Below are 21,955 nucleotides of genomic sequence, written 5' to 3'. Positions count from 1 at the left end.
ACCCGGAAGACACTTATGAAAAAGACGCCTCTGGCTTTGCTCCTGACACTTGGCCTGCTTCAGACCCCACTGGCCGCCTTCGCCGCCACCGCCCCGCTGGACCTGGTAGGCCCGGTTTCGGATTACAAGATTTACGTGACCGAGAACATCGAGGAGCTGGTCAGCCATACCCAGAAATTCACCGACGCCGTGAAGAAAGGCGACATTGCGACCGCTAAAAAGCTTTACGCCCCTACCCGCGTCTACTACGAGTCGGTCGAGCCGATTGCCGAACTGTTCAGCGACCTGGACGCCTCCATTGACTCGCACGTCGATGATCACGAAAAAGGCGTAACGGCAGAAGATTTCACCGGTTTCCATCGGCTGGAATATGCTCTGTTTTCGCAAAACACCACCAAGGACCAAGGCCCTATTGCCGACAAGCTGTTGAGCGACGTCAAGGACCTGGAAAAGCGCGTTACCGACCTGACTTTCCCGCCTGAAAAAGTCGTCGGCGGCGCGGCAGCCTTGCTGGAAGAAGTCGCAGCGACCAAGATCTCCGGCGAAGAAGATCGTTACAGCCACACTGACCTGTACGACTTCCAGGGCAACATCGACGGCGCGAAGAAAATCGTCGACCTGTTCCGTCCGCAGATAGAGCAGCAGGACAAGGCTTTCTCCGCCAAAGTCGACAAGAACTTCGCAACCGTTGACAAGATCCTGGCCAAGTACAAGACCAAGGACGGTGGGTTCGAGACTTACGACAAGGTCAAGGAAAACGACCGCAAAGCCCTGATCGGCCCGGTCAATACCTTGGCAGAAGATCTCTCCACCCTGCGCGGCAAGCTGGGTTTGAATTGATCTGAAGCGCCGCGCCTGTTCAAGGTGCGGCTCTTGCGGTGCGCGTGGTCACTGCGACTGAGTGTGACGCAGAGCGTTACGGCAGGCATTCCCACGCTAGGGTGAGGAACAATGAGTTCCACGTCCCGCCGCTAGATCCCGCTGAACCAGTTATAGCCCTGATCCTCCCAGTACCCGCCGGGGTTTTCGTTGCTGACGAAGATCTCGACGATGTGCTTGGGGTTCTTGAAGCCCAGTTTGGTCGGCACCCGCACACGCAGCGGATAGCCGTAGTCCGGAGGCAGGGCAACTTCGCCGAAATCCAGCGCCAGCAAGGTCTGCGGGTGCAGTGCGGTGGGCATATCCAGGCTCGAGTAATAGCGATCGGCGCACTTGAAACCGACGAAACGTGCCGTGGTATCAGCGCCGATGTATTCCAGGAACGTCTTCAGCGGTACGCCGCCCCACTGACCTATCGCGCTCCAGCCTTCGATACAGATCAATCGGGTAATGTCGGTGCGTTGCGGCAGTTTGCGCAGCGCATCCAGCGTCCACGGTTGTTTGTCACGGACCAGTCCGGACACCGCCAGCCGATAGTCGGCAAGCTCCAGCTCGGGCACGTTGTACTCGGGGTAAAACGCATTGAAAGGAAACGGATTGGTCAATTGCGCCTTGCTGTAGGTTGGGGCCAGTTTCTGACCGTTGAACAGCCAGGCCTGAACCCGGTCATTCCAGCGCGACATGGCCCACAGCACCTTGTCCACCTGGTCACCGTCCTGCAGGTTGCAGCCGGTTAGCATCGACATGGCGCCCACGGTCAGCCCGGCACGCAGAAAAGAACGTCGTTGAATATCAATCAGCTGGCTTTGCTGCGCAGGTTCCAGACGGATGCGCTGTGTGACGCGTTTGCGAGGTTCGTTCATGGCTTGGCAGCTCCATCTTCGTTCGGCTGACGGCCGCCGGTAATCATCGGTAACAAGGTGCTGGGCACCAGCATAACCAGCAGCAGATGCACGATTACGAACGCGCCAATGGCTGTCATGGCGCCAAAATGCACCCAGCGAGCAAAATCGAAACCGCCCAGCAGAGCAACCAGCCCCTGAAATTGCACCGGCTTCCAGATTGCCAGACCGGACACCACTACCAGCACACCCATGATCAGCACTAGCCAGTACATCAAGCGCTGCACGGCGTTGTACTGACCTTTGACGTGAGCCAGGCGAAAGTGCAGCGCATCACTCATGTCACGCTTTACCTGCGAAGGACTGACCGGCAGCAGATCACGCTTGAAATGGCGACTGAACACGCTATACAGCACATAAACCAGGCCGTTGATGACCAACAGCCACATCACCGCGAAGTGCCAGGCAATGGAGCCGCCCAGCCAGCCGCCGAGAGTCAAAATCTTGGGAAATGTGAACGGCATCAGCGGCGATGCGTTGTAAATGGCCCAACCGCTCATGAACATGCAGACCATGCCCACTGCGTTGACCCAATGAGTCAAACGTACCGGCCACGGATGAATGGGGCGGGTTTTCATGTCGAGATCCTTCTGAATCAGGCATAGCCGCACTGTGCGCGGGCAGGCGACCAGAGCCGCCTGCCATGACGCTGTCGGCAGCAATTACATAGGCGGAGTAAAGCCGTCCTTGCCAACTGCGACACCGCGTGCCGACTTGCCGTCGTCAGCCGGGAACAGCACAACCTTGGCACCGGTTTTCAGCTCGCTGCGCTGACCTGGCTCGACATAGGCAATCGGCACGTCTTCCGGCACAACCAGCTGCTTCTCGCCACCCTTGTATTGAACAGTCAGGGTGCGGCCATTGGCTTTGGACAGTGTGCCAACAGTGCCGTTGGTCATGGTGCCGGTCGTGCCGTCGGCATTTTCCCAGCCGTAATGGCCTTCACCACTGCCTTTCAGGCTTGGTTCAAAAACGGTGACTTCCAGCGCTTTCAATGTGCCGTCAGCCTGGGGAATGGCTGCCGAACCGACAAAACTGTCAGCCTTGATCGATTCCAGGTCAGCCTTGGACACCAGGCGGATGCCGGTCTTGTCGGTCAACTGAATGCTCTGGTGCTGGCCCGCACGGGTGGTGAAATTCAAGGTGTCGGCCTGCAGGCTGTCGACGGTCCCGCGCATCGGCTTGACCACCGGCATGTCGGCGGCTTGAGTCATGACAGCGGCGCTGAGCAACAGCAGGCCAAACGTGGTGGAGAGTGCAGTCTTCATCAATACTTCCTTGGCAGTTGAGGTCTGAGAGCCATCCTTGCACCGTTACCGGCACCGCAGAATGACCGTGCAATGACATTTTTGTCATTCGCCGGACACCTTGTCGGCAACTGGTTAGACTCCGGCATCGGCGCACCGAGGGCGCCTGCAAAAGCGTAGCGGACAAAACGATGCATATCCTGCTTATTGAAGACGATACCAAAACAGGCGAGTACCTGAAGAAGGGCCTCGGCGAGTCCGGCTACCGGGTCGACTGGACCCAGCACGGTGCCGACGGCCTGCATCTGGCACTGGAAAACCGTTACGACCTGATCGTGCTTGACGTGATGCTGCCCGGTATCGACGGCTGGCAAATCATCGAGGTCTTGCGCGCCAGGCAGGACGTGCCGGTGCTGTTCCTGACCGCACGCGATCAGTTGCAGGACCGCATTCGCGGTCTTGAGCTGGGCGCCGACGACTATCTGGTCAAACCGTTCTCTTTCACCGAACTGCTGCTGCGCATCCGCACCATCCTGCGCCGCGGAGTGGTGCGCGAAGCCGATCATTTTCATCTGGCCGATCTTGAGCTTGATCTGCTGCGCCGCCGCGTGACGCGTCAACAGCAGGTCATTGTGCTGACCAACAAGGAATTCGCTCTGCTACACCTGTTGTTGCGCCGCGAAGGTGACGTGATGTCCCGCGCGCAGATTGCCTCGGAAGTCTGGGACATGAATTTCGACAGCGACACCAACGTGGTGGACGTTGCCATCAAACGCCTGCGCAGCAAGATCGACCTGCCCTACCCGGTCAAACTCATCCACACAGTGCGTGGCATCGGTTATGTGTGCGAGGTACGGCCATGCGACGCCAGCCTTCCCTGACACTGCGTTCGACCCTGGCGTTCGCACTGGTGGCAATGCTTACGGTCAGCGGCGCGGGGTTCTATCTCTATCAGTCCATTGAGCAGACAGTGTTGCAACGTAGCGACCACGCCGTGCTGGCGCGACTCGACCATTTCCGCAAACTGCTGCGCTACGACCTGAGCATGGACAACCTCAAAGGCAGCCCGCAACTGTTCGAAAACATGCTCGACAGCGAAGAAGATATTTTCATCATCGGCGAACCAGGCAAGTCACCGGTGATTTCAGTCAACCCGCAACATGCGCCCTTGCCGGATTTGCCGACTGTTGCGCAGGACCAGCCGCTGCGGGTCGATGATCTGCGCAGCGGGATGAGCCTGCAAGGCGTGCCTTTGCGCGCAGCGTCGGCGCAGGTGATGTCCAATGGTGTTGAAGTGCGCCTGCAGGCCGCGCATTTGATGGTCAAAGAAATGGCCATGCTTGCCAGCTTTCGCCAGAGCATTTACATCGCCGTCACTCTGGCGTTCCTGATCACTGCCGCGCTTGGTTATGTCTTGTTGCGACGCGGTCTGCGGCCGTTGCGCCGGATGGCCACTCACGCGGCGGCAATAACCCCGGCCAGCCTGCACAAGCGCCTCGACAGCCGGGACACACCCGTCGAGTTGCAGCAATTGAGTGACGCCTTCAATGCCATGCTTGACCGACTGGACGACGGTTATCGACGTCTGATGCAGTTTTCTGCCGACCTGGCCCACGAAATACGCACACCGGTCGGCTCGTTGATGGGTCACTGTCAGGTCGCCCTGCGCCAGAACCGCAGCGTGGAGGAATATCAGGCACTGCTGGCTTCCAACCTGGAAGAACTCGAGCGTATTTCCCGGCTAGTGGAAAGCATTCTGTTCCTAGCACGTGCCGATGAGGCTCAGGCCGCGCTGGAGCGTCAGTCACTCGACCTGCACGATGAGTTGCAACGGGTGGCGGGCTATTTCGAAGGACTGGCAGAAGAGCGCAACCTGCGACTGATCACGTCCGGAACCGGCACACTGCTGGCCGACCCTATCCTGTTGCGCCGGGCCATGAGCAATCTGGTGGCCAACGCGATTCGCTATGCCGACGAAAACAGCGAGATCCTGATGCGGGTTGCCGCTGTGGACAGGTGCTGGAGGATAGAGGTAGAAAACAACGGGCCGGTGCTCTCGGACGCGACGCTCGCCAGGCTGTTCGACCGCTTTTATCGTGGCGACGCCTCGCGTCATGAGAGCTCGGACTCCAATGGTCTGGGGTTGGCAATCGTCACGGCGATCATGCAACTGCACGGCGGCCGGGTCGAAGTCGCGCACCCCGCCGCCGGCAGAATCTGCTTCAGTCTGATCTTCCCGGCGCCCTGAATCCGCTCCGAAAAGCTCAGTTCTTCTTCTCGTGGGCAATCGCCAGCTTGTAAAAAGTGGCCGAGCCGCCCTCGGTGGTGTAGCCCGTGTTGTCCTGGGTGTAGACCCCCGCTTTGAAGTAGAACAGCTTGCTGGCCCAGGCTGAATCGAGCTTGGCGTACCAGACAGCGTTGAAGGCATTGACGGTCAGGTCACCGCTTGGCGTCAGGTTGATGGTGTAGCTGAACTGCTGATCGAGCGGCACACCCTGGGCAATGATGACCACCTCGATTTCCGCGTCCGGCGTACGTCGAAACTTGGCGACGATATTGCCAGTCTTCAGTTTCTCCTTGTACTGATACTCCACTTTCAGCAACGGCTCGGTGCTCTGATAGCAATGGATCTGACCGATCACAATCTTGCCACTGGAAGGCACCTGGTCAACTTCCAGCGTGGCGCGCAGAAAGTTATCGGCGCTTGAGTAAGCCCAGTTGAAGACCCTGCCATCAGCCGTAGTCTCACGCAGCTCAGAACGCGGGAACTTGGCGTTTTCCGTCGTCGAACCGGTCACCGGCGCCCAGAAAAACAGAGTATCTCCGGACTGAAAGTAACCATCCCGATAGCCTTTCATCAATTTCGGGGTTTCGATGATGGTTGCAGGACTTCCGGTAGGGACGGAGAGGTTCCAGGTGGCAAGGTCGATCATGGATTGCTCGCAGGGTACGCGTTGCGCACCAGCAGGATGGCTCTGGAACGGGCGTGCTGGCCCGTTGCGTTCATACAGACTATCGGCCTTGTCGTTTAATTTTTAAACAGGAGCGACAACGTCTTGGCGCCAATAAAATGCCTAACAACTGCCAATGCCACTATTCCGATATCAAAATTAAAGTTATAGCGCTTTGCCACCTATCAGCTGCAGACGTTAATAAATCTGAAAAAAGGTCACTGAATGTGGCGTCATTTTTTTGAATGAATGGCCGCAAAAAACGCGTGAGCGGGCGCCAATTACCGACGAACGGTAGCGATTATTTTCGATCAAGATGAACTTCCAGAGCCTGGAGCTGACAAAGTCGTCTTTTTTGAACACTGCGCTTGTTCAAAACGTCCTCTCGTCCAGAGCAATTCAACAAAGATTTCCGTTGGGTCACCTCCGGGTTGACTGTAAGCAGTTGTTACGGGATATTAGTTAGCATCCTATTAATATCCTCGCTAACAATATTGCTCCTAACTAAATTCCCGGTGTATTTATGTCCGTCGATCCCCTGCACAGGGCAATCAGCAGTGGCCTGGTAGCCGCATCTCGCCAATGGCGACGCATCTGCCAGAACACGCTGGTCACCTATGGCATTTCCGAAGCGTGCGCAGGGCCGTTGCTGGCCATAGCGCGTCTGGGCGACGGCGCGCATCAGGTCAAAGTCGCGCAGGCCGCAGGAATGGAAAGCCCGACGCTGGTCCGCTTGCTTGATCAACTGTGCAAGGCAGGGATTGTCTGCCGCAGCGAAGACCCTCACGACCGTCGCGCCAAGGCTTTGAGCCTGACCGACAAGGGCCGCGCACTGGCGGGGGCGATTGAAGAAGAGCTGACACGGCTACGTGCCGAGGTGCTTGAGGGCCTGCAACCTGCCGACCTTGAGGCCACGTTGCGTGTGTTGCAGGCATTTGCCGAAGCGGCGCAGCGTGAACAGGGAGTCCAGGCTTGAAAGGTTTTTTCTCCAGCGTGCCACCGGCTCGCGACTGGTTCTACGGTGTGCGCACGTTCGGCGCTTCCATGCTTGCGCTGTACATCGCGCTGCTGATGGAAATGCCCCGCCCATACTGGGCTATGGCCACCGTGTACATTGTATCCAGCCCTTTCGTGGGTCCGACCAGCTCCAAGGCGCTGTACCGCGCCGCCGGTACACTGGCCGGTGCGGCGGCCTCAGTGTTGCTGGTGCCGATGTTCGTGCAGACGCCCCTGCTGCTGGCCATCGTGGTCGGCTTGTGGACCGGCACGCTGCTGTTTCTTTCCCTGCATCTGCGCACAGCGAACAGTTACGCGCTGATGCTGGCGGGCTACACCATGCCGCTGATTTCACTGCCGGTGGTCGACAACCCGCAGGCGGTGTTCGACATCGCGGTGTCACGCACCGAAGAAATCTTCCTCGGCATCATCTGCGCGGCGGTCGTAGGCGCAATGTTCTGGCCACGCCGTCTGGCGCCAGTGTTTCAGGCCACGACGGAAAAGTGGTTCAGCGACGCAGCAACCTACAGCGAGCGCTTCATCAGCCGCACCTGTCAGGCCGAGGAAATCGGCACCCTGCGCAACTCGATGGTCGGCAGTTTCAACTCGCTGGAAATGATGATCGGCCAGTTGAGCCATGAAGGTGCACGCAAACAAACCGTGCGCAACGCCAATGAGCTGCGCGGCAGGATGATTCATTTGTTGCCGGTCATCGACGCACTGGATGACGCCTTGTGGGCACTGGAGCGGCGCACGCCCGAACTTCTGGCCAGCCTCTTTCCGCTGTTGCAGCGCACCTGCGATTGGTTGAAAAGCACCGCAGACGGCCCGCGGCATGAACAATGGCAGCAACTGCACCGCGAGCTGGAGCGTTTGCAACCGGACTCCGCACAACTGGATGATCGCGATCAGCTGCTGCTCTCCAATGCGCTGTTTCGCCTGAGTGAGTGGATTGACCTGTGGCAGGACTGCCGGACACTGCAATACGCCATCAAGACCGACGATCAATCGCAATGGCGCGCTGCGTATCGCCACTGGCGGCTGGGCCGTTTGACGCCGTTTCTAGACCGCGGCCTGATGCTTTATTCGGTAGCCTCGACAGTGCTGGCAATCATTGCCGCGTCGGTGCTGTGGATTCTGCTCGGCTGGAAAGACGGCGCCAGCGCCGTGGCGCTGGCAGCAGTATCGTGCAGCTTCTTCGCAGCGATGGACGACCCGGCCCCGCAGATCTACCGGTTCTTTTTCTGGACCCTGCTGTCGGTGGTGTTTGCCAGCCTTTATCTGTTCGTGGTGCTGCCCAACCTGCATGACTTCCCGATGCTGGTGCTGGCTTTCGCCGTGCCGTTCATTTGCGTCGGCACCCTGACCGTGCAACCGCGGTTCTTTCTCGGCACGCTGCTGACCATCGTCAACACATCGTCCTTCATCAGCATCCAGAGCGCCTACGACGCGGATTTCATGAACTTCCTCAACTCCAACCTGGCAGGCCCCGCGGGGTTGTTGTTTGCCTTCATCTGGACGCTGGTATTTCGCCCGTTCGGTGTCGAACTGGCAGCCAAACGTCTGACCCGCTTCAGTTGGCGCGACATCGCCAGCCTCAGCGAAGAGTCGTCACTGGCCGAACACCGGCGCATGGGCGTGCAGATGCTCGACCGCCTGATGCAGCAACTGCCGCGCCTGACGCTGACCGCGCAGGACACTGGCATTGCTCTGCGAGAACTGCGAGTCGCGCTGAACATGCTGGACCTGATCGCCTACACCCGACGCGCCACGCCTGCAGCCCAGGTGTTGTTGCGTCAGGTAATCGAAGAAGTCGGTGGCTATTTCCGGCAGTGCAAAAAGGCCGGTGAGCGCCTGCCTGCGCCGCGCGGCCTGTTGATGGCGATGGATCGCACGCGCCGCGCACTGACTGATCAGGAGATGGGCGATAACCCCGCCCGCGTCCACCTGCTGCACGCGCTCAGCGGCCTGCGCCTTGCGTTGTTGCCAGGCGTGGAAATCGTCACCGTTGCCGGCGAAATGACCGAGCAACTGCCGCACAACATTGATGGAGCGCCCCTGTGATCGGTGATCTGGACATCAGCGGGATCTTCATTCCCACGTTCCTGGCAATTATGGGCATTGCCTATCTGCTGTTTCTCGGGGTGCATGCGGTGCTGACGCGCGCCCACTTCTACCGCCTGGTCTGGCACCGGGCTTTGTTCAACGTAGGTCTATACGCTTTGCTGCTCGGCGCCGTGGATACTCTAAGTCGATACCTGATGACATGAAAAAACCGATACTGACACTGGGCCGCGTGGTCCTGACTCTGCTGGTTGTCGCCCTTGCTACCGTCGTGGTGTGGCGGATGGTGATGTATTACATGTACGCGCCGTGGACGAGGGACGGCCACATTCGCGCCGACATCGTGCAGATCGCGCCTGACGTGTCGGGCCTGATTCAGAAGGTCGAGGTCACAGACAATCAGCCGGTGCACAAGGGGCAGGTGCTGTTCACCATTGATCAGGACCGCTTTCGGCTGTCTCTGCGGCAGGCTCAGGCCACTGTCGCAGAGCGTCAGGAAACCTGGGAGCAGGCACGTCGCGAGAACAAGCGTAACCGCGGCCTGGGCAATCTGGTAGCGCGTGAGCAACTTGAGGAAAGCCAGTCCCGCGAGGCCCGCGCGCTTTCGGCGCTGGGCGAAGCGCGGGTGGCTGTGGATGCGGCGCAACTGAACCTGGATCGCTCGGTGATTCGCAGCCCGGTGGACGGCTACCTCAATGATCGTGCGCCTCGCGAACATGAGTTTGTCAGCGCAGGGCGTCCCGTGCTGTCGGTGGTCGATTCGGCTTCGTTCCACATCGACGGTTACTTCGAAGAGACCAAGCTGGACGGCATACATGTCGGCCAGGGCGTGGACATCCGCGTGATTGGCGACAACGCACGGCTGACCGGCCACGTGGTGAGCATCGTTGCCGGCATCGAAGATCGCGACCGTTCCAGCGGCTCGAACCTGCTGCCCAACGTCAATCCGGCATTCAGTTGGGTCAGGCTGGCGCAGCGTATTCCAGTGCGGATCGCCTTCGACGATGTGCCTGCCAATTTCCGCATGATCGCGGGGCGTACCGCGACAGTTTCGATCATCGAAGACACTCAGGAGGCAGTGCAATGAAACGCGCTGCACGCCTGACGGCGATAAGTTTCGGCACCCTGCTGTCAGCGTGCCAGATGGTCGGGCCGGATTATCAGGTGCCGCAGGACGGCGCGATCAATCGCCCGGATTTGCAGGGTGAACTGGCGGGCCGTTCGGTCAATGCCGTTTCAGCACCCGTGCCGGCGCACTGGTGGCGCTTGTACCAGGACCCGCGCCTGGACCAGTTGGTGCGCCAGGCGATGGCGTCCAATACCGACTTGCGTGTTGCTGCGGCCAATCTGCAACGCTCACGCTATCAGAACGCCGAAGCCGAAGCGGCGGGTGGTTTCACCAGCGGCGCAAAGATCGGCGCACAGCGCGTTCAGGAATCCGGCGAAGCGTATCTGCTGACCGATAAAGTACCGGTGTCCAATGTGGGTGATGTCGGCCTGACCACTGCGTACCAGTTCGATCTGTTCGGCACCTTGCAGCGCGGCATCGAGGCGGCACAGGCCAATGTCGATGCCAATCAGGCAGCGGTCGATACCGCGCGTATCACTGTGGTTGCCGATGTCGTGCGTGCCTACACGCAGATTTGCGCGGCCAATGAAGAGCTCGACATCGCCCGCGAGTCGCTTGATCTGCAACAACAGAGCCTGACCCTCAACCGGCGCCTGCGCGATGCCGGGCGCGGCGATGAAACTCAGGTTACGCGCTCGCAGACCCAGTTCAAATCGTTGCGCGCTGAAATGCCCCGTTACGAGGCTCGCCGCCAGGCTGCGATGTTCCGCCTGTCGATGCTGCTGGCCAAGCCGGTCGATCAATTGCCCATCGGGGTCAGCACTTGCAACGCGCTACCGCATATTGCGCAGGTCATGCCGGTGGGCGACGGTGCTGCCCTGCTCAAACGCCGCCCCGACGTGCGTCAGGCCGAGCGGCATCTGGCAATGTCCACAGCCGAGATCGGGGTTGCCACCGGGGAGCTTTATCCGGACATCAGTATCGGCGCAAGCATCGGCACCACCGGCCTCATCGAGAACCTCGGCAAACCGGCCGCCAATCGCTGGGGCTTCGGCCCGCTGCTGAACTGGACGGTTCCGTCCAACGGGTCCCGCGCGCGCATCCACCAGGCCGAAGCTTCGGCCCAGGCAGCCTTGGCACGGTTTGACGGTGTGGTGCTCAACGCCATTCGCGAAACCCAGACCGGGCTGGCGCAATACACCGCCCTGCTCGACCGCCGCGATGCACTCAAGGAAGCCGAGCAATCTGCCAAAGAAGCCGCTGACCAGACCCACCGCTTCTACCAGGCCGGACGCGCCTCGTTCCTGGCCGACCTGCAAGCCACCCGCACCTATACCGACGTGCGCGCTCAGATGGCTGAAGCCAACACCGAAGTGGCGATGGGGCAGATCAATCTGTTCCTGGCGCTGGGCGGCGGTTGGGAAAAGGATGAAATGGCCGAAAAATAGAACGCGGGCAGAGGGCAGTCCACAATGCAAGAGGACTGCCCCAACCCGCCCGGATATACGCAATGTAGGAGTAGACTTGTCCACGAACTGTCGGGAATGGCAGCAAAACCGCTATATGCAGTACATCAGAAAAACCAGAATAGCGGTTTGAAGACCGCTCCGCAGCCGTCGTAACCTTCTGCCACCCCCACAGCTAAGTGATATCCCCCGGATTAACCAACGCCCTCAGAACGTGATCCTCCCAAACCCCGGCGATTTTCAGATAGGCGCGCGCAAACCCTTCCCTTTCGAAGCCGAGCGATTGCAGAAGTCGCTCACTTCGCAGGTTGCCCGGCATGTGGTTGGCCATGATGCGATGCAGGCCCATGCGCTCGAAACAGTAGCGATTGGTCATCTCCAGCGACCTTCTCATCAACCCCCGCCCCTGAGCAGACTCTGCCAGCGAGAAGCCAAGGTTGCAGGCCTGGAACGCACCTCTGACAACGTTTGTGTAACTGCACCGCCCCAGCACCTCGCCGCCGTCCGCTTCCGTGACAAGGAAGAAAATCGCGCGGCCGGCCTGCATGCTTTCCCACTGTTGCTGAACCCGTGATCTTGCGTTTTCGAGGATGAAATAGTCATCGTCCCTCAACGGCTCCCACGGCTGCAGATGCTCGCGATTGGCCTTTTCATAGCGGTTGACCAATTCGCAATCATCAAACGCCAATGTCCTTAGAGAAAACCCTTCGCCCGAATGCTGCATGTATCCTCCGACGTCAGTCACCGAGGTTATCGCTCCTTGAGCTCCAGCGCAGGAACGCAGTTCTGGACGCTCTGCGTCCTGTCCCGATCTTGCCACCGCACTTGCACTCACCTACCCAATCCTCCTAGGCTCTGCCGATATTCGAATCGGGAAGCCTCATGGACACCTCTCTCAGCCGTCGCGAACGGTTGCATATCGTTATTTTCGAGGCCAATACGCCTGCCGGGCGGACGTTCGACAAGATTGTCCTGGTGGCGATTCTGCTCAGCCTGCTGGTCACGGTCATCGACAGCATCGAGAGCATCCATCGCGACTACGCGACGCTGTTCGCCTGGATCGAGTGGGGCTTCACCCTGCTGTTCGCGATTGAATACATTCTGCGCCTGTACTGCTCACCCCGGCCATTGAAGTACGCCTTCAGTTTCTACGGCCTCGTGGACCTGCTGGCAATTGTGCCGGGCGTGCTGTCGATTTATTACAGCGATGCGCAGTACCTGTTGATCGTGCGAATCATCCGTATGCTGCGGATTTTCCGGGTGCTCAAGCTCGGCACTTACCTGCGCCAGGCCAATTACCTGCTGGCGGCGCTGCGCGGCAGCAAACAGAAAATCATCGTGTTTCTGGTCACCGTCTCAACGCTGGTCACGGTGTTCGGCACGCTGATGTACGTAATCGAAGGCCCGGAGCACGGCTTCACCAGCATCCCCAAAGGCATTTACTGGGCTATCGTGACTCTCACCACTGTCGGCTTTGGCGACATCGTGCCCAAGACGCCGGTGGGTCAGATGCTCTCGTCGCTGGTGATGATCATCGGCTACTCGATCATAGCCGTGCCCACCGGGATATTCACCGCAGAGCTGGCCAACGCCATGCGCGGCGAGCAGTTGAAGCATGATTGCCCGGTCTGCTCGAAGAACTTCCACGAGCATGGCGCTGCGTTCTGTTCGCGCTGCGGTAATCAATTGTTTCCAAAAGTAGAGCACAAGGCATAAGCAAAGACGTTTTCAGTCTTTAAACAGCAGGCGCGATACTGATAGTGTCGCGGCATTACGCCATCAAGCTTCATCAAGACAATCTCAAGGACCCTGCAGTGAACAGACTCTTCGCCGCTTCGCTACTGGCCGCCAGCCTGGCTTTTGCCAGTGCTGCCCAGGCAGCCCCGACGCTGCTCAACGTCTCTTACGACGTGATGCGTGATTTCTACAAGGACTACAACAGCGCCTTCCAGAAACACTGGAAAGCCGAGAAGAACGAAGACGTGACAGTGCAGATGTCGTTTGGCGGTTCCAGCAAGCAGGCGCGCTCGGTCATCGACGGTCTGCCGGCCGACGTGATCACCATGAACATGGCCACCGATATCAATGCGTTGGCCGACAACGGCAAACTGGTGCCCGATGACTGGGTCACGCGCCTGCCGAACAACAGTGCGCCTTTCACTTCAGCGACTGTGTTCATTGTTCGAAAAGGCAACCCCAAAGCCCTGAAAGACTGGCCCGATCTGATCAAGGACGGGGTCGAAGTCATCGTGCCTAACCCGAAGACTTCAGGTAATGGCCGCTATACGTACCTGTCGGCCTGGGGTTACACCCTGAAAAACGGTGGTGACGAAGCCGCAGCGAAGAAGTTCGTCGGGGACCTGTTTCGCCATGTGCCGGTGCTCGACACCGGCGGTCGTGGCGCGACCACCACGTTCATGACCAACCAGATCGGCGATGTACTGGTTACCTTCGAGAACGAGGCAGAGATGATCGCTCGCGAATTCGGGCGCGATCAGTTCGAAGTGGTCTATCCGTCCGTGTCGGCAGAAGCCGAGCCGCCGGTGAGCGTGGTCGACAAGGTGGTGGACAGGAAAAAATCCCGCCCACTGGCCGAGGAATACTTGAAGTACCTGTGGTCGCCGGAAGGCCAGGAAATTGCTGCCAACAATTACTTGCGCCCGCGCGATCCGCAAGTTCTCGCCAGGTTTCAGGATCGTTTCCCTAAAGTAGACTTCCTCTCAGTCGAGAAAACCTTCGGGGACTGGCGCACCGTACAGAAGACACACTTCATCGACGGTGGTGTGTTCGACCAGATTTATCCGGGCAAATAAACCGCCCACGCGATGCAAAAACGGCGACCCATCAGGTCGCCGTTTTCATTTGCAGGCTTGAATCAGTTGCTGAACTGTTTGCCCAGCCCGGCCGGAACGCCGCTGGCGTCGGTCGCCTGCCAAGGGCCGTTGGGGCTGGTTGCCCAGCTCCAGCCATTGTTCCACTGATAATAAGTGCGCTGGCGATAGAACGTATTGGGCTGACCATCCATCACGTACACGCCCAGGCGCGCATCCCAATGGCTCCCACCGCCCGGAGGCGGCGCGAAGCTGGCCGAGGTTTTAGGGGCGGCAGGCGGCGCCTGGACAGGCTCCTGCGGTGCAGTGGCTGGACGCGGTGCGCCAGGCTGCTGAGCGCCCGGCATAGTCGGAATCGGTTCCTGGCTATGGGGCGGTGCCGGATGCTGGACTGCGCAGGCACTCAGGCCAACGACCAGACCCAACAAGGTAATGCGTGCGGTACGGTACATAAGCGATTTCTCTAGTTATCCGGACTGTCGATGGTCAACACCTGCTGTGCCTCGGTACTGCTGGCCAGAGGCTGACTGCGGCCGACCCACTCACCGGTAGTTGGCTGGCCTGCGCGAGACACCCGCGCAACCAGTTGGACTTGCGGAAAGTTAGACAGTTTCAGTGACGACAACATTGCGTCGGAATCACTCAGCTCGACCTCGGCAGGCAGGTCGGCCACCGTGATGCGCTTGACCGCCAATGGCGCGGGCGGACCATTGATTGCCCGGGCAAAAATGAACACGCTGTCACCTGGCTGCACCTTGCCCTCAAGCGATGCGGCCAGCCTGACGCGTACCCTGAGCGAGTGTGCCTTGACCGGCGTGCCTTGTTCGGCAAGGTTTTGTCTGGCGCGAGCAATACCACCTTCCAGCGCCGAGCGCGATGCATCGTCTGCGGGTAACGCTGCCAGCAGCCGGGTCCAGTAATCCGCTGCCACTTGATAGCGCTGCGTTTCAAACGCGGCGATCCCCAGCAGGCCGAGGCTGATGACTTCGTTGGGATCGGCCTGCAGCGCCTCGTCGGTCAGTGCCTGCACCTGCGGAGTGAAGTGTTTGTCGCTGGCGAAATAAAGTGCCTGCGCCCACTGACCGAGCAGCTCTGGCGATCTTCCGGCCAGCGCAACTGTCCGCTCGAATACCCGCGCAGCGTCACCGGGACGATTTTGCGCAAGGTAGCTGCGCGCCAGAAAATACAGGTTCTCGGCAGAGTCCGGCTGCGCCTGCACGCTACGCTCCAGGCGCCGGGTCATGTCGGCCAGCGAGGTCGGTGGCCTGGCGAATTCACGGCTCAACTCGACCCGGTCACTGGCCCCCAGGCTCAGGTAAACCGCCAGGCCGAGCACAGGCACCAGCGCGGAAGCCAGCAACAACGGCGGCCTGCCCAGGCTCTGCGTGCGCACGGGTTCTGCGCCTTCGGTATCGGCCAGCAGCTCGCGAGCGGCCTCGGCACGTGCATCCTGGCATTGCTCGAGCGACAAAACGCCCTGCTCGTGCTGAGCCTGCGACTCGGCCAAACGCTCCTGATAAAGCGCGACGTTCAGCGCGGTGCGATCTTCTTCACGCTGCGCGCGCTGGCCGTGCAGCACAGGAATCAGCAGAACGCCCAGCGCCACCAGCAAGAGCAACGCGATTGCTACCCAGAAATCTATCATGAGCGGTGCTCGTCGAGCAGTCTGGCAAGCCGCTGCTGCTCGTCTTCGGACAACGCCGTCCCTTGCGCAGGGCGCTGATTGCGACGACGCACGACGATAAAGCCGATCACCACAACGCCGCCGAGCAGAAGAACGGCAGGGCCGAACCAGAGCAGCCACGTGCGTGCACTGAGGCCCGGTTTATAGCGCACGAAATCGCCGTAGCGTTCGACCATGAAATCGATGATCTGCTGGTTGCTCTGCCCTTCGCCGAGCATGCGGTAGATCTGCTTGCGCAAATCAGCGGCAATCGGCGCATTGGAGTCGGCAATGTCCTGATTCTGGCATTTGGGGCAACGCAGCTCTCGGGTCAACTCGCTGTAGCGCGTGCGCTCGGCGTCGTCACGGAAGGTGTAGGCGTCAATCGCTGCCTGGACAACACCGCAAAACAACAGGCTGAGCAGAACCACAGGCAGGCAGCGTTTCATGGCTTTGCCTCATCAACCAGCGCCTGATAACGGGCAGCCAGTTTTTCACGCCAGACCACGTCATCGATAACGCCGACATGCTTGTAACGAATGATGCCCTGACGGTCGATCAGAAAGGTTTCCGGCGCCCCGTACACCCCAAGATTCACGCCCAAAGTGCCGTCCTGGTCACGAATATCGAGCTGATAAGGGTCGTGAAAGTCCTTGAGCCATTTGATCGCATCGGCATTTACGTCCTTGTAGTTGATGCCATAAATCAGCACGCCCTGCTGCGCAAGACGCTTGAGCAGCGGATGCTCGACACGACAGGCCACGCACCAGGTGCCCCAAACGTTAACCAGCGCGGGTTTGCCCAGCAGGTCCGCACGCGTCAGCATTTTTTCGCTCTGCACTTGCGGCAACGAGAACGACGGGAAAGGCTTGCCGATCAGCGCCGAAGGCAGCTCGGCGGGGTCGAGATACAGACCGCGATACAGAAGCGCTGCCACGCCAAGAAACAATGCCAGTGGCAATAACATGATCCAGCGTTTCATAGTGCCGCTCCCGACAGGCCCAGTGCCTCGCGCACCTTGCTTTTGACCCGGGTGCGATAACGCCTGTCCAGCGCTGCCAGCACCCCGCCCAACCCGGTCAACAGTCCGCCGAGCCAGATCCAGCGCACGAACGGCTTGACGTGAACCCGCACAGCCCAGGCACCGTTGCCCAGCGGTTCACCCAATGCCACGTAAAGATCACGGCTGAAACCGGCGTCGATGCCCGCTTCGGTCATCACCGACTGCTGGACGCTGTACAGGCGCTTTTCCGGGTGCAGCTCGGTCAGCGGCACACCGTTGCGCAACACGCGAACCGTGCCGCGATCCGAGGTGAAATTCGGCCCTTCATAATGCGTCGCGCCCTCGAACACAAAAACGTAACCGCCCAGTTGCGTAGACTCGCCAGGGGCCATGCGCAGGTCGCGCTCGGCGCTGTTCTGGCTGGATAACACCACGCCCAGCGCGCACACCACGATGCCCAGGTGCGCCAGTTGCATGCCCCAATAACTGCGGGTCAGGCTGCGCGCGCCCTTGAGCAGCCCCTTGTGGCGCGTCTTGTCGAACAGATCGCGAAGCCCGGCCAGCAGCACCCACGCGGCAAGCATGAAGGTCGCCAGCACCGCCCACCGGAAATCGCCCATGAGCAGCCCGGCGATCACAGCCAGCAGCGCACTGCCGATCAGCACCGGGGCAAGCATGCCCAGCAGCCATTTCAGCGGCGTGTCCTTCCAGCGCACCAGCACGCCGACGGCCATGACCGCCAGCAACAAGCCCATCAAGGGCACGAACAGGGCGTTGAAATACGGCGGACCGACCGACATCTTTGCGCCACTCATGGCATCGATCACCAGCGGATAAAGAGTGCCGAGCAAAATCATCGACGCCGCAACCACCAGTAACAGGTTATTGCCAAGCAGCAATGTCTCCCGCGACCACAGGCCGAAGCCGACATGGCTTTTTACCACTGGCGCACGCACCGCGAACAGGGTCAACGAACCGCCTACCACGATCAGCAAAAACATGAGGATGAACACACCACGCGCCGGGTCAGAGGCAAACGCATGCACCGAAGTCAGCACACCGGAGCGAACCAGAAAAGTACCCAGCAGGCTCAGGGAAAACGCCGCAATCGCCAGCAGCACCGTCCAGCTCTTGAACACCCCGCGTTTTTCCGTGACCGCCAGCGAGTGGATCAGCGCCGTGCCGACCAGCCAGGGCATGAACGAGGCATTCTCTACCGGGTCCCAGAACCACCAGCCGCCCCAGCCCAATTCGTAATAAGCCCACCATGAGCCCAGGCTGATACCGACGCCGAGAAAGGCCCAGGCGACCAGCGTCCACGGTCGCGACCAGCGTGCCCAGGCGGCATCGAGGCGACCGCCGAGCAGCGCAGCGATGGCAAATGCAAAGGCGACCGAAAACCCCACATAGCCCATGTACAGCATCGGCGGATGCACGATCAGGCCGATATCCTGTAGTAACGGGTTGAGATCGCGGCCGTTGGCGGGCATTTGCGGCAACAGACGCGCGAACGGGTTGGACGTGAAGATCAGAAACGACAAAAAGCCCAGACTGATCATGCCCATCACCGCCAGCACCCGCGCCAGCATTACTTGCGGCAACTGTCGGGAAAACACCGACACGGCGAAGGTCCAGCCGCCGAGAATCAGCGCCCAGAGCAGCAGTGAGCCCTCATGCGCGCCCCATACGGCGCTGAACTTGTAGTACCACGGCAGCGCAGTGTTGGAATTCTGCGCAACATAGGCGACGGAAAAATCGTCGGCCATGAACGCGTAGGTCAGACAACCGAAGGCAAAAATCAGAAAGCCGAACTGGCCCCACGCTGCCGGACGCGCCAGGCTCATCCATAACCTGTCGCCACGCCATGCACCGATCAGCGGAATGATCGCCTGCACCAGCGCAAAGCAAAGCGCCAGAATCATCGCCAGATGGCCGAGCTCGGGAATCATCGGTCTGCCTGCCTTGCGGGCGCATATGCTGCTGGCGCCTGACCGTTCTCGCGCAAAGCTTTGGTCACCTCGGGAGGCATGTACTTCTCGTCATGCTTGGCCAGTACTTCGTCGGCAACTACCACGCCTTGTGCATCGAGCTTGCCCAGCGCCACGATGCCCTGCCCTTCGCGAAACAGGTCGGGGAGGATGCCGCGATAGGTAATGGTCACCGACTTGCTGAAATCGGTGACTACAAAACGCACGTCCAGCGAATCCGCCGAGCGCTGCAACGAGCCCTTTTCCACCATGCCACCGGCACGGATACGTGTATTCAGTGGCGCCTCGCCATTGGCGATCTGACTCGGCGTATAAAACAAATTGATGTTTTCCTTCAGCGCGCTGAGGGCCAGGCTCAGGCCCAGGCCAACACCGATGAGCACGGCGAAGATAATCAGCAGACGCTTTCTGCGCAGCGGGTTCACGGTCGGCGCTCCCGTTTCAAACGATGCGCCTGTTGCTTCAGATAACGCTGCCGCGCCAGAACCGGCAGCAGCACGTTGATCAGCAGCACCAACGCACACAAGCCGTAGGCCGACCAGACGAACAGCCCGTGCCGACCCATGGCGAGAAAGTCGCTGAATGACTCGAAATTCAAGGCGTGTGCTCCGGCTGCGCGGTGGGCTGCCCCAGACTACGCATTACCTCAGCCCTGGCCCATTGGGTCCGTGACTCGCGACGCAGCACTTCAAGCCGCATGCGCAACAGCAGCACTACGCCGAAGAAACAGTAGAAACCTAATGTGGTGAATAGCAGCGGCAGCCACATCTGCGCAGGCATGGCCGGTTTTTCAGTGAGGCTGAACGTGGCGCCCTGATGCAGGGTATTCCACCACTCCACCGAGTACTTGATGATCGGGATATTCACCACGCCGACAATGGCCAGCACTGCGCAGGCCTTGCCGGCGCTGTCGCGATTACCGATGGCATTGCCCAACGCAATCAGGCCGAAATAGAGAAACAGCAGAATCAGCATCGACGTCAGCCGCGCATCCCAGACCCACCAGGCGCCCCACGTCGGCTTGCCCCAGATCGCTCCGGTGGCCAATGCCAGCGCGGTCATCCATGCACCGACGGGCGCGGCGGATTGCAGCGCAACATCAGCCAGTTTCATCTTCCACACCAGCCCTACCACACCACACACTGCAAGCAACACATAGCAGGACTGGGCCAGCATTGCGGCAGGCACATGGATGTAGATGATCCTGAAGCTATTGCCCTGCTGGTAGTCCGGTGGTGCGAACGCCAGACCCCAGATGATGCCGATGCCAAGCAACAGGCAGGCGGATACGCTCAGCCACGGCAGCAGGCGTGTGCTGATCCGGTAGAACCCTTTCGGCGAGCCGAGCGTATGAAACCAGGCCCAGCCGATGCTGCTTTTAGTGACGTCGCTTTTCATCAGGTGTTTCCAGGGTTTTGCAGGGCATCGGCAGTAACGATACCGAAACCTTGATTATTCACCGACGCTGATCTTCAGGCCGGCAGCTATTGCAAAGGGTGTCAGGGTAATCGCCAGCACGGTGAGGCTGCCCAGCCATAGCAGATAGCCAGTTGCGGGCATGCCTTGCATGGCAGCTTGCAGGGCGCCGCTGCCCAGAATCAACACCGGGATGTACAGCGGCAGGATCAACAAGGCGAGCAACAGCCCGCCGCGCTTCAACCCTACTGTCAATGCGGCACCGACAGCGCCCAGCAGACTGAGGACCAGCGTACCCAGTAGCAGCGAAAGCATCAGCACCGGCAGGCAATCGCCCGGCAAACCAAGCATCAAAGCCAGCACGGGCGACAACAGTACCAGCGCCAGCCCGGAAAAAACCCAGTGTGCCAGCACTTTGCTCAGCACCAGAAGCGCCAGAGGGTGCGGCGAAAGGACCCACTGCTCCAGCGAGCCGTCCTCGAAATCACTGCGAAACAGCCCGTCCAGCGAGAGCAGCACGGCCAGCAGTGCCGCGACCCAGACCAGTCCGGGCGACAAGGTTTGCAACAATTGCATCTGCGGGCCAATGGCCAGCGGAAACAGGGCGATCACCAGCGCGAAGAATACCAAAGGGTTGGCCAGTTCGGCCGGGCGACGCGCCAGCAGTCGGGCCTCTCGGACCATCAACAGAACAAAGACGCTGTTCATGCGGACCACTTCGCCAGATCCAGACTGCGATAGCCAGCAGGCACGTGGCTCAGCACGTGGTGGGTGGTGATTACAACCATGCCGCCCTGTTCACAGTGTTTTGCCAGAAGCGTCTCAAGCTGGAGGATGCCCTCACGGTCGAGCGCGGTGAACGGTTCATCAAGTACCCACAACGCAGGACCGGGCAGATACAGCCGTGCCAGCGCCACCCGACGCTGCTGCCCGGCCGACAACGTGTGACAGGGAGCGTCCTCGAAACCTGTCAGCCCGACCGAAGCCAGCGCCTGCAGAATGTCGTCGGCACTGGCCGACCGATGCAATGCACACAGCCATGTGAGGTTCTCTAGCGGCGTGAGCAGTTCCTTGAGCGCGGGGGCATGGCCAATCCACAACAGATTGCCTGCCGCTGCTGCCCGCTGCCGGTGCAGCGGCTGGCCATCGAGCAGCACCTGCCCGGCGGTCGGCAACATCAACCCGCACAACACCCGCAACAGGCTGGTCTTGCCGCTGCCGTTGGGGCCGCTGACCTGCAGCATCTCACCGGCACGCAATTGCAGATCAAGGTGCTCGAACAGCACTCTCCAGTCCCGCTCACACGCCAGCGCCGTTGCTTGCAAAAATGGGGGGACCGGGATCATCAAGCGCTTCCAGTGCTGTTGCGTCGCGAGATGTACCAAAACAGGCACATACGGAGTGAAAGAGGGTTCAAGTCGGGATTGATGCAGCCGTTACATGAAGAGAAGTTAATGGCGGCCAGCCCGGTTTTGGCCGG

At 59.9% G+C, this 21,955-nt stretch carries 25 protein-coding genes; 10 read left to right on the top strand and 15 right to left on the bottom strand.

What is annotated here, in order from left to right; translation table 11 throughout:
- The first annotated feature begins 15 nt into the window (after nucleotides 1-15).
- Nucleotides 16-840 (top strand): iron uptake system protein EfeO, encoded by an 825-nt coding sequence (efeO, locus tag ALO43_RS06470; protein WP_054997263.1) that lies wholly within the window; start codon nucleotides 16-18, stop codon nucleotides 838-840.
- 131 nt (nucleotides 841-971) lie between these two features.
- Here the strand turns inward: efeO and ALO43_RS06465 are convergent, their stop codons facing one another.
- The 3 genes from ALO43_RS06465 to ALO43_RS06455 form a co-directional block, all read right to left on the bottom strand.
- The gene (locus ALO43_RS06465; protein ID WP_005890341.1) at nucleotides 972-1,742 is read right to left on the bottom strand and encodes a molybdopterin-dependent oxidoreductase; all 771 of its coding nucleotides are present in this window, start codon (nucleotides 1,740-1,742) and stop codon (nucleotides 972-974) included.
- Nucleotides 1,739-2,359: a cytochrome b/b6 domain-containing protein gene (locus tag ALO43_RS06460; protein WP_054997262.1), complete on the bottom strand. Its 621-nt coding sequence runs from the start codon at nucleotides 2,357-2,359 to the stop codon at nucleotides 1,739-1,741. Before ALO43_RS06460 ends, ALO43_RS06465 begins: the two co-directional genes overlap by 4 nt.
- A gap of 84 nt (nucleotides 2,360-2,443) precedes the next feature.
- Nucleotides 2,444-3,049 (bottom strand): hypothetical protein, encoded by a 606-nt coding sequence (locus ALO43_RS06455; protein WP_005890338.1) that lies wholly within the window; start codon nucleotides 3,047-3,049, stop codon nucleotides 2,444-2,446.
- A 170-nt stretch (nucleotides 3,050-3,219) separates the two neighbouring features.
- Between ALO43_RS06455 and ALO43_RS06450 the strand changes: the two genes are divergently transcribed.
- Nucleotides 3,220-3,909: a heavy metal response regulator transcription factor gene (locus ALO43_RS06450; RefSeq protein WP_005890337.1), complete on the top strand. Its 690-nt coding sequence runs from the start codon at nucleotides 3,220-3,222 to the stop codon at nucleotides 3,907-3,909.
- Nucleotides 3,888-5,276 (top strand): heavy metal sensor histidine kinase, encoded by a 1,389-nt coding sequence (locus ALO43_RS06445; RefSeq protein ID WP_054997261.1) that lies wholly within the window; start codon nucleotides 3,888-3,890, stop codon nucleotides 5,274-5,276. The genes ALO43_RS06450 and ALO43_RS06445 overlap by 22 nt, the downstream gene beginning before the upstream one ends.
- A 16-nt stretch (nucleotides 5,277-5,292) precedes the next feature.
- Here ALO43_RS06445 and ALO43_RS06440 read toward each other — a convergent pair whose 3' ends face one another.
- Entirely contained in the window at nucleotides 5,293-5,961 is a 669-nt protein-coding gene (locus tag ALO43_RS06440) for a polysaccharide lyase family 7 protein (RefSeq protein ID WP_005890333.1), read from the bottom strand.
- 541 nt (nucleotides 5,962-6,502) lie between these two features.
- Here ALO43_RS06440 and ALO43_RS06435 point away from each other — a divergent pair.
- From ALO43_RS06435 to ALO43_RS06415, 5 genes are read left to right on the top strand one after another with little or no spacing between them, the layout of a single operon-like run.
- Nucleotides 6,503-6,955 (top strand): MarR family winged helix-turn-helix transcriptional regulator, encoded by a 453-nt coding sequence (locus ALO43_RS06435; protein WP_005890329.1) that lies wholly within the window; start codon nucleotides 6,503-6,505, stop codon nucleotides 6,953-6,955.
- The gene (locus ALO43_RS06430) at nucleotides 6,952-9,039 is read left to right on the top strand and encodes an FUSC family protein (RefSeq protein WP_054997260.1); all 2,088 of its coding nucleotides are present in this window, start codon (nucleotides 6,952-6,954) and stop codon (nucleotides 9,037-9,039) included. The genes ALO43_RS06435 and ALO43_RS06430 overlap by 4 nt, the downstream gene beginning before the upstream one ends.
- On the top strand, nucleotides 9,036-9,245 hold the full coding sequence (locus ALO43_RS06425; RefSeq protein ID WP_024671092.1) for a DUF1656 domain-containing protein: 210 nt from the start codon (nucleotides 9,036-9,038) through the stop codon (nucleotides 9,243-9,245). The genes ALO43_RS06430 and ALO43_RS06425 overlap by 4 nt, the downstream gene beginning before the upstream one ends.
- Nucleotides 9,242-10,126: an efflux RND transporter periplasmic adaptor subunit gene (locus ALO43_RS06420; protein ID WP_005890324.1), complete on the top strand. Its 885-nt coding sequence runs from the start codon at nucleotides 9,242-9,244 to the stop codon at nucleotides 10,124-10,126. The genes ALO43_RS06425 and ALO43_RS06420 overlap by 4 nt, the downstream gene beginning before the upstream one ends.
- The gene (locus tag ALO43_RS06415) at nucleotides 10,123-11,556 is read left to right on the top strand and encodes an efflux transporter outer membrane subunit (RefSeq protein ID WP_053479639.1); all 1,434 of its coding nucleotides are present in this window, start codon (nucleotides 10,123-10,125) and stop codon (nucleotides 11,554-11,556) included. The genes ALO43_RS06420 and ALO43_RS06415 overlap by 4 nt, the downstream gene beginning before the upstream one ends.
- Before the next feature lie 193 nt (nucleotides 11,557-11,749).
- Here ALO43_RS06415 and ALO43_RS06410 read toward each other — a convergent pair whose 3' ends face one another.
- Nucleotides 11,750-12,298: a GNAT family N-acetyltransferase gene (locus ALO43_RS06410; RefSeq protein WP_024671095.1), complete on the bottom strand. Its 549-nt coding sequence runs from the start codon at nucleotides 12,296-12,298 to the stop codon at nucleotides 11,750-11,752.
- A 158-nt stretch (nucleotides 12,299-12,456) separates the two neighbouring features.
- Here ALO43_RS06410 and ALO43_RS06405 point away from each other — a divergent pair, with 158 nt between their 5' ends.
- Both ALO43_RS06405 and ALO43_RS06400 read left to right on the top strand, forming a co-directional pair.
- Nucleotides 12,457-13,290 (top strand): ion transporter, encoded by an 834-nt coding sequence (locus ALO43_RS06405; protein ID WP_005890319.1) that lies wholly within the window; start codon nucleotides 12,457-12,459, stop codon nucleotides 13,288-13,290.
- Between the two features lie 98 nt (nucleotides 13,291-13,388).
- Entirely contained in the window at nucleotides 13,389-14,387 is a 999-nt protein-coding gene (locus tag ALO43_RS06400) for a sulfate ABC transporter substrate-binding protein (RefSeq protein WP_024671096.1), read from the top strand.
- A gap of 62 nt (nucleotides 14,388-14,449) precedes the next feature.
- On the opposite strand, the gene ALO43_RS06395 is transcribed toward ALO43_RS06400, so the two are convergent.
- Genes ALO43_RS06395 through ccmA form a run of 10 tightly spaced genes read right to left on the bottom strand, consistent with a single transcriptional unit; the run spans nucleotide 14,450 to nucleotide 21,821 of the window.
- Nucleotides 14,450-14,857: a hypothetical protein gene (locus ALO43_RS06395; RefSeq protein WP_024671097.1), complete on the bottom strand. Its 408-nt coding sequence runs from the start codon at nucleotides 14,855-14,857 to the stop codon at nucleotides 14,450-14,452.
- A gap of 11 nt (nucleotides 14,858-14,868) precedes the next feature.
- Nucleotides 14,869-16,050 (bottom strand): c-type cytochrome biogenesis protein CcmI, encoded by a 1,182-nt coding sequence (gene ccmI, locus ALO43_RS06390; protein WP_024671098.1) that lies wholly within the window; start codon nucleotides 16,048-16,050, stop codon nucleotides 14,869-14,871.
- The gene (locus ALO43_RS06385; RefSeq protein ID WP_024671099.1) at nucleotides 16,047-16,517 is read right to left on the bottom strand and encodes a cytochrome c-type biogenesis protein; all 471 of its coding nucleotides are present in this window, start codon (nucleotides 16,515-16,517) and stop codon (nucleotides 16,047-16,049) included. Before ALO43_RS06385 ends, ccmI begins: the two co-directional genes overlap by 4 nt.
- Complete coding sequence (locus ALO43_RS06380; protein ID WP_005890307.1) at nucleotides 16,514-17,050, bottom strand: DsbE family thiol:disulfide interchange protein; 537 nt, start codon at nucleotides 17,048-17,050, stop codon at nucleotides 16,514-16,516. Before ALO43_RS06380 ends, ALO43_RS06385 begins: the two co-directional genes overlap by 4 nt.
- Nucleotides 17,047-19,020: a heme lyase CcmF/NrfE family subunit gene (locus tag ALO43_RS06375; RefSeq protein ID WP_024671100.1), complete on the bottom strand. Its 1,974-nt coding sequence runs from the start codon at nucleotides 19,018-19,020 to the stop codon at nucleotides 17,047-17,049. Before ALO43_RS06375 ends, ALO43_RS06380 begins: the two co-directional genes overlap by 4 nt.
- Nucleotides 19,017-19,484, bottom strand: a complete 468-nt coding sequence (gene ccmE / locus ALO43_RS06370) for a cytochrome c maturation protein CcmE (RefSeq protein ID WP_005890303.1) — start codon at nucleotides 19,482-19,484, stop codon at nucleotides 19,017-19,019. Before ccmE ends, ALO43_RS06375 begins: the two co-directional genes overlap by 4 nt.
- Nucleotides 19,481-19,657, bottom strand: coding sequence for a heme exporter protein CcmD (gene ccmD, locus ALO43_RS06365; RefSeq protein ID WP_005890302.1), 177 nt, complete (start codon nucleotides 19,655-19,657; stop codon nucleotides 19,481-19,483). Before ccmD ends, ccmE begins: the two co-directional genes overlap by 4 nt.
- Nucleotides 19,654-20,457, bottom strand: coding sequence for a heme ABC transporter permease (locus tag ALO43_RS06360; RefSeq protein ID WP_005890301.1), 804 nt, complete (start codon nucleotides 20,455-20,457; stop codon nucleotides 19,654-19,656). Before ALO43_RS06360 ends, ccmD begins: the two co-directional genes overlap by 4 nt.
- Nucleotides 20,458-20,511: 54 nt before the next feature.
- Entirely contained in the window at nucleotides 20,512-21,183 is a 672-nt protein-coding gene (gene ccmB, locus ALO43_RS06355) for a heme exporter protein CcmB (protein ID WP_005890300.1), read from the bottom strand.
- Nucleotides 21,180-21,821: a cytochrome c biogenesis heme-transporting ATPase CcmA gene (ccmA, locus tag ALO43_RS06350; RefSeq protein ID WP_024671103.1), complete on the bottom strand. Its 642-nt coding sequence runs from the start codon at nucleotides 21,819-21,821 to the stop codon at nucleotides 21,180-21,182. Before ccmA ends, ccmB begins: the two co-directional genes overlap by 4 nt.
- Nucleotides 21,822-21,955 lie beyond the last annotated feature (134 nt).

This window comes from Pseudomonas tremae (genome assembly GCF_001401155.1).
Lineage (GTDB): Bacteria > Pseudomonadota > Gammaproteobacteria > Pseudomonadales > Pseudomonadaceae > Aquipseudomonas > Aquipseudomonas tremae.
Note: the sequence above shows the minus strand (reverse complement) of the source record. Positions and strands in the feature narration are given on the sequence as shown.